The organism is Chryseobacterium sp. 2TAF14 (assembly GCF_052115105.1).
Classification (GTDB): domain Bacteria; phylum Bacteroidota; class Bacteroidia; order Flavobacteriales; family Weeksellaceae; genus Chryseobacterium.
The window spans coordinates 1-6,361 of the sequence record NZ_JBFRGA010000165.1; the positions used below are offsets into that span (position 1 = coordinate 1).

General features: G+C 33.0%; 6 protein-coding genes. All 6 read left to right on the plus strand.

Going from position 1 to position 6,361, the window contains the following annotated elements:
* Positions 1-832 (plus strand): D-alanyl-D-alanine carboxypeptidase/D-alanyl-D-alanine endopeptidase (gene dacB / locus AB4Y90_RS14430; RefSeq protein WP_441558241.1); only part of this gene is annotated, 832 nt, incomplete at its 5' end.
* 80 nt (positions 833-912) lie between these two features.
* A complete protein-coding gene (locus tag AB4Y90_RS14435) occupies positions 913-2,835 on the plus strand; it encodes a M1 family aminopeptidase (RefSeq protein ID WP_441558242.1) in 1,923 nt (640 codons plus the stop codon).
* 62 nt (positions 2,836-2,897) lie between these two features.
* Entirely contained in the window at positions 2,898-3,311 is a 414-nt protein-coding gene (locus tag AB4Y90_RS14440; protein WP_441558243.1) for a hypothetical protein, read from the plus strand.
* Positions 3,312-3,601: 290 nt separating this feature from the next.
* Positions 3,602-4,513 carry a T9SS type A sorting domain-containing protein gene (locus AB4Y90_RS14445; RefSeq protein WP_441558244.1) on the plus strand — a complete coding sequence of 304 codons (912 nt, stop codon included), beginning with the start codon at positions 3,602-3,604 and terminating at the stop codon, positions 4,511-4,513.
* Between the two features lie 160 nt (positions 4,514-4,673).
* The gene (locus AB4Y90_RS14450; RefSeq protein WP_441558245.1) at positions 4,674-5,516 is read left to right on the plus strand and encodes a T9SS type A sorting domain-containing protein; all 843 of its coding nucleotides are present in this window, start codon (positions 4,674-4,676) and stop codon (positions 5,514-5,516) included.
* Positions 5,517-5,637: 121 nt separating this feature from the next.
* Positions 5,638-6,361 (plus strand): aminotransferase class I/II-fold pyridoxal phosphate-dependent enzyme (locus AB4Y90_RS14455; RefSeq protein WP_441558246.1); only part of this gene is annotated, 724 nt, incomplete at its 3' end.

Genomic DNA, 6,361 nt, shown 5'->3' on the forward strand with positions numbered 1-6,361 from the left:
CTACTATCTTCCTGTAGGTACTACAAAAGAGATTAATCCTGCAAATGAGAGACTTATTGTAAAGAAATCAATGAATCCTGCGGCAGATAAAAAGTTTTTCTATGTTTCGCCTTATGTGAATAAAATAGTGTATGCCGAAAAATATGACGGAAACGGAACTTTAACTACAAAATTGCCTGATGCTCCGGCTTTTCTTGCTAACTCGTTTAGAGCAAATCTGGTAAAAAGCGGTATCGCGGTTACCGGAAAAGTTGTTCCTAAAATGACCGATGCATCTCCGGAAATCAGAAAAATGATTGCAGCATATAAATCTCCAACTTTAGGCGATATTATTTATTATACTAACCAGAGAAGTGATAACTCTTTAGCGGAAGCGTTATTAAAAACGGTAGGTTTCCAGAAAATGGGTGATCAGACTTCAGAATCTGGAAGAATGGTGGTTAATAATCATCTGAAAGAAATTGATTTTGATCTGGAAGGTTTAAATTATATGGATGGAAGCGGTTTATCCAGAAGCAATCATGTAACGCCAATTTCTCAGGTGAAGTTTTTAACTTCTTTAATGGATGAGAAATTTTATAAAACCTATTTCAATTCTTTGCCGATTGGCGGTCAATCCGGAACGCTTAAAAGTATGTTTTTAGGAGAAGGAAACGGACAGGTTTTTGCAAAAACAGGAACTTTAAATAAAGTGAAAACTTTAGCGGGATATTTAAAAACCAATTCAGGAAGAACTTTAGTTTTCTCATTGATGGTAAACAATTATGCAGGCTCGGTAAGTCAGGTGAAAAGTAAAATGGAAAAGATTTTGCAACCTGCTCTGGATCTTTAAAAAAATATTAATTTTATATAGAAACCTTTTAATCTTTGATTGAAAGGTTTTTTTTATCTTTAATCCCTAATTATCTGACAATGAGAAAATTTTATATTCTATGTTTAATGACCTTTGCTATTCATACTTTATCGGCTCAAAACCAAAATGAGAATGCTGAAAAAAAAGGTTTATTAAAGAAAGAATTGCAATCTTATGCAGCCAAAATGGCGATAGGAAATACCAATCCGAATACTTTAAATTATGACCTGCAGTATCAGAGAATGGATGTAGCCATAGATCCGGCAGTTTACAATATTTCAGGATCGGTAACTTCTCATTTCAAGCCGACTCAGGTGTTGAATAATATTTATTTTGATCTTAATAATAATCTCACAGTTTCTCAGGTAAGCTATCACGGTCAGAACCTTACTTTCCAACAGCTTTCTACTAAAGAGCTGAAAATTAATTTTGCAACTTCTTTGGCTGCCAATGTTTTAGATTCTCTTACCATTCATTATAATGGAGCTCCCGATACCTCTAATAATTCTTTTTTTAATGGTTTTCAGGGCGGTAGCGCAATTCTTTCAACCTTAAATGAACCTTACGGAGCACAGGACTGGTTTCCCACAAAGCAAAGCTTAAATGATAAAATTGAAAGATTTGATATAAAAGTTACAACTCCGTCTCAATACAATGTAGCTGCGAATGGCAAGCTGATGTCTGAAACAACTTTAGGAAACGGTCAGAAGCGTACTTTCTGGAGAACACAATATCCGACTGCGGCTTATCTGATCGCACTTTCGATTACGAATTTTATAAAACTAAACGATACGATGGGCAACCCGCCTTTTCCATTTGTAAATTATATTTATCCGTCTACAAATGCAGATGTTACAAGCATGGCAAATATCGAATGGACGAAAACTGTAATGAATACTTTTGAAACTTTTTTTGGACCTTATCCTTTCCGTAATGAAAAGTATGGTCACATGGAATTTCAGGCCGGTGGTGGAATGGAACATCAAACAATGTCTTCAATGGGATCGTGGAGCAAACAATTGATCGCTCACGAATTGGCGCATCAATGGTTTGGTGATAAAGTAACCTGCGGAGCATGGAATGACATTTGGCTGAATGAAGGTTTTGCTACTTTTGGAGAGCATGTTGCCTACGAAAAATTATTAATGAGCAATGCAGATTTTCTTAATTATCTTTTAGGTGAGAAAAATTTTATTACGAGTGCTATTGGTGGCAGCGTGTATGTTGCAGACAGTAATTTAGGAAATATCAACGCTATTTTTAGCGGGAGATTGTCCTATTCAAAGGGCGGTTATGTGGTAAGAATGATCAAGTGGATTTTGGGAGACACAGCGTTTTATCAGGCATTAAAAGAGTATCATGCAAGACCGAATCTGGCATACAGCTATGCAAGAACAGCTGATTTGAATGCTTCTTTGCTAACTTCGACAGGAAAAGATTTTACAGAATTTTTTAACGACTGGATTTACGGACAGGGTTATCCTACCTATGACATCAGATGGAAACAAGTGGGGAATCAGGTTACTTTTAAAGCCTCACAAACTCAAAGTCATTCATCGGTCAGCTTTTTTGAAATGCCTTTGCCAATAAAAGTGAGCGGAACTGGTGGTCAAACTGCTTTTTTTGCTTTGAATAATACCTCGAATAACCAGTATTTTACAGAAACAGTGGCTTTCCCGATTGCAAGTGTACAGTTTAATTATGAATATCAAATGTTGGAGAAAAACTCGACCGTTTCTCAGGATAATAGCTTAAATACTACAGATTTCAAGGCTGAAGAGTTTAGCATTTATCCTAATCCTGTAAAGGATGATTTATTTGTTTCCGGGTTAAAAAAAGAAACCGGCTATGAAATTTATACAACAGACGGAAGATTGGTGAAAAAAGGAAAAACAGATAAGAATATTCAGGTTTCTACTTTAGAGAAGGGAGTTTACTTTATAAAAATTTTAAATTCAAACTTAAAATTTGTAAAAGAATAAAAAAAAGATTATTGTATTGATTTTCAGTGTATATTTGATTGTAAACAAAAAAATCATACTCTATGAAAACAAATTTATTCTTTTTCAAAACTTTTTTAGTAATGTTTTTAATCTGGAATCTCATTTCGTGCGATTCTAAAAAATCCGATAATCCTTTATTAGATTCAAAATGGACCGGAATTGCAAAAATCCCTCAGGAAACCGAGATTGATCTTAAATTTTCAAAAGACAAAATTGATGTGCTACTCGGAAATAGAGTCATTGAAACGATGAATTACACCTTGAGCAACGGCGAAATTAATATTGTAAAAAGCTCTGGTGGAACGCCTTGCAATGCAGGAACAAAAGGTAAATACAAGTATGAAATTATAGGGGAAAATCTTGTAATGATACTTGTTTCCGATGAATGTACTGCTCGTATCAAATCTTTACAGGGAATCGTTTATAAAAAAACAGACAAAAAACAGAGACAATAAAAATTGTTTTGTAATCTTAAAGCTTTCATTCGTGAAAGCTTTTTTTATGTAAGGATTATAATTTTGCAGCAATTAAAGAAAATTCTGTTTTCTTGTTTCTTTATATTGTGAAATAAATTTCGGAAAAATGTTTGGAAAACATTGATAATACAATTATGGTGCTTAGAAAATATTGAATATTAAATACAACTGTCAATAAATATTTGAATTATTGAAAATAAGGTATCACTTTTGCACTCTTTAAACACTAATAACATGTTGACTCATTATTTGTTAAATAATTTTCTGTTATGAAAAATATATTTACTTTAGTGACATTTCTGTTATTTGGAGCGTTTTTTTTTAAAGCGCAGTTACAAAAAATCTCTTTTGAAGCTTCAGAAGGATATGTAGTAGGAAATTTGGGTGGCCAGCAAGGTTGGACGGTTTGGGGTGGTCTTCCCGTAACAAATGCGCAAGTAGTCAGTTCAAATCCGACAGATGGAACAAGATCTTTTAACATGATTAGTAATGGGTTTGTACAAGATCTTTGCGGAATTGAAAAAAACATTACAAGTCTTATAACCAGCAATGATGTTGAAATTTCTTTTGATTATAATTTTGCAGGGCTCAATTCTTCTTCCTATGAAATTGCAATCTATAACAATGCATTAATCTCAGATTTTACAGCTTCTTTTCAGATTGATTATCTGACGGGAACATTGAGTTTCAGAACAGATTCGGGATTTGTTAACGGTCCGGTTTTAACTCCAAATCAATGGTACAATTTGAAGGTTGTTATTAAAAAATCTGATAACACTTTGCAGTATTTTGTAAACGGAACTCAAATTTATTCGGGTGCTTTAGGAGTTAATAAAAACGTTCAGGCTATTGATTTTGTTTATGATGATTACGGGATAGGTTTCAAAGTAGATAATATACAGATCAACAATCTTTCCGTACTTTCTACTGATGAGGTAAGGAAAAGAGAAGAGGTAAAAATCTATCCTAACCCGACAGCAGAAATATTAAATATTGAAACCACCGATAAAATTCATTCTATTGCTATATTCGACGCAAAAGGAAGTCTTATAAATATTTTTCAGGAAAATGGTATCTCAAATGGAAAACGAATTGATGTTTCATTTCTTGTTTCTGGACTGTATATTATAAAGATAAAACTTTATGATTGTGAATTTGTAAAAAAAATAATAAAAAAATGATTATATTTTAATTAATTATAATTTTTATTGAATATTATTTGATTTTTTTTGATATTTTATGTTTTATTAATATATTTGTGTATTATAAATATATTAAAACATGAAAAAAAAACTATTTTTATTATTAACATTACCAATATTTGGTATAGCATTTTCTCAGGTGATTCTTAATGACAACTTTAATAGTTACACTACAGGAAATTTAGGTACACAAGGAGGCTGGGCAAGAGATGGAGGATCATCAGCTCAGGTTAAAATAGCAGAAATTAATGCTGCTACTTACGGCAAATCTCTACATTTTCCGAGAACTACTACAACGAATATGTGGATTCTTAAAGACGTTACCAATGGATGGGCAACCAGAACGTCCGGGAATAATATCTTAGAGTTAAAGTATAATTTCTATTCCGGATCAGGATTAGGTGCTACTTCACTTCAATTATATGCAGATGGAAGTGATTATTTTAATCTAGCTACTATTCAGTATTCACATGATACTAAAGAATTATTTTATTATAATGAAAACTCTACCGCAGGAAATACTTTGATGACTTTAACGGATAATACTTGGTATAATATTTCGTTATCTTACAATTATGCTAACGGTCAAACATCTGTATCTGTAAATGGAACAGTTTATGGTCCGTATACTTCGACAGCAAATAAGGATATCTCTGAAATAGATATATTTACCGGAGGAGATACATTAATAAGTGCTGTAGATGATATAACTATGAATGCTATGAGTTCTGCAACTTTAGGAACCAAAGAAACAGCTGTTAAATCTGACTTAAAAGTATATCCTAATCCGGTATATGATATTGTAAATGTTACTTCCGATAAAAAAATATCCTTTGTTACAATCAACGATTTATCTGGTAAAACAATTCTTAAAACCAAAGATTCTAAGTTGAATATTAAAAGCTTTACTAAAGGAACTTATCTGTTAACTGTACAATATGAAGACGGGATAACAGAAACTAAAAAGATTATCAAAAAATAAAATACTAAACTATTATGTTACAAGGTTGTCATTTTTTTGACAACCTTTTTTTTGAAGATTTAAAAAAGAATTATCCTTAATGCCTTTTTTCTTAAATTAGCGCAACTAAAATTTAATTATAATGATCTCCGGAAAGTATCTTGAAAATCTACAGAACGAACTTGAAAATATTGAAAACGATGGTCTTTACAAAAGAGAAAGAATCATCACTTCTCAGCAAAGTGCAGAGATAGAAGCCAATGGGAAAAAGCTTTTAAACTTCTGTGCCAATAATTATTTGGGATTATCAAACCATCCTGAAGTAATGAAAGCGTCTCAGGAAATGATCGCATCTCACGGTTACGGAATGTCTTCGGTACGTTTTATCTGCGGAACTCAGGATATTCACAAGCAATTAGAGCAAAAAATTGCTGAGTTTTTAGGTCTTGAAGACACGATTCTTTATGCAGCATGTTTTGATGCAAACGGTGGAGTTTTCGAACCTTTGTTTACAGAAGAAGATGCAATTATTTCAGATGAGCTGAATCACGCGTCAATTATTGACGGAGTTCGTCTTTGTAAAGCAGTAAGATACCGTTACAAAAACAACAATATGGCAGATTTGGAGGCTCAGTTAATTGCTGCTTCCGAAAAAAATCACAGATTTAAAATCATCGTTACAGACGGAGTTTTCTCAATGGACGGAATTGTTGCAGACCTAAAAGGAGTTTGTGATCTTGCCGATAAATACGATGCTTTGGTAATGGTAGACGATTCTCACGCAACTGGTTTCATCGGTAAAACAGGTCGTGGAACTCACGAAGCCAACGAAGTAATGGGTAGAGTAGATATCATCACTTCTACTT